This window comes from Stenotrophomonas sp. P5_B8 (genome assembly GCF_054049855.1).
In genome coordinates, this window is sequence record NZ_JBFULO010000737.1 from 1 (window position 1) to 1057 (window position 1057).

General features: G+C 66.6%; 1 protein-coding gene and 1 tRNA gene. One reads left to right on the forward strand and one right to left on the reverse strand.

Annotation, left to right across the window (positions count from 1 at the left end; all coding sequences use genetic code 11):
• Window positions 1-199 precede the first annotated feature (199 nt).
• Window positions 200-886: a glutathione S-transferase family protein gene (locus ACXJKH_RS21120; RefSeq protein WP_457322307.1), complete on the forward strand. Its 687-nt coding sequence runs from the start codon at window positions 200-202 to the stop codon at window positions 884-886.
• A gap of 75 nt (window positions 887-961) precedes the next feature.
• Here the strand turns inward: ACXJKH_RS21120 and ACXJKH_RS21125 are convergent.
• Window positions 962-1048: transfer RNA gene (locus ACXJKH_RS21125), tRNA-Leu, on the reverse strand.
• Window positions 1049-1057: the final 9 nt, after the last annotated feature.

The window sequence follows — 1057 nt, forward strand, 5'->3', positions numbered from 1 at the left end:
CGCTAGCACCTGAAGCTAGTGCGTCTACCAATTCCGCCACCTGGGCGACTCAGGCGGAGAATTATGCGGAAGCATTCGAACACTGTCAATGCATGCCCAAGCCACATCCGAGCGAGAGCGCTGGCGGGTGGCGCGGCGCGGCTTGACCGGGGCGGCAGAGACTGAAAATACTCGCCCCACTAAGCAGCAAGGCGTTCCCATGGCGACCCCGATCCTGCATGTCCACCCGCTGTCTTCGTGCTGCCAGAAGGTGCTGATCGCCGCCCGCGTGCTGGGTGTGGCGCTGGACGAGCGCCTGTTGAACCTCGGCGACCCGGTCGAGCGAGCCGCGTTCCGGGCGCTGTGGCCGCTGGGCAAAATGCCGCTGCTGGTGGAGCAGGGCGCGCCCATCGGCGAGACCARCATCATCATCGAACACCTGCAGCTTCATCACGCCGCCGACGGTAGGCGGCTGCTTCCGCAGGACCCGGCGCAGGCCCTGGAGGTGCGGCTCTGGGACCGGGTCTGCGACCTGTACGTGATGACCCCGATGCAGGCGCTGACCGCTGCCCTGCTGAAGCCGGGCAGCGACGGGAATGGCGCTGCGACCGAGGCCGCCCGCGCGACCCTACTGAACAGCTATGCCCTGTTGGACCAGCAGTTGGACGGGCGTCGCTGGCTGGCGGGCGAAGCCTTCACCCTGGCCGACTGCGCCGCGGCGCCGGCATTGTTCTACGCCGTGGCTTACGTGCCGCTGCCGGATGCGCATGCGGCACTGTCTGCCTATGTGGAACGGCTGATGGCGCATGCGGACGTGGCGGCAGTGATCGATGCCGCCCGGCCCTGGTTCAAGCACTTCCCGGGAAGGGCGGGACTGGCGCGCCGCTACTACATTCCCGATGCCTGACCCGGCCAGGGTGACGTGGGCAGGCCCCGGAAACGAAAAAACCCGCTTGCGCGGGTTTGATCATTKWCYGAGTCRTGGTGCCCAGGAGAGGACTCGAACCTCCACGAAGTTGCCCCCGCTAGCACCTGAAGCTAGTGCGTCTACCAATTCCGCCACCTGGGCGACTCAGGA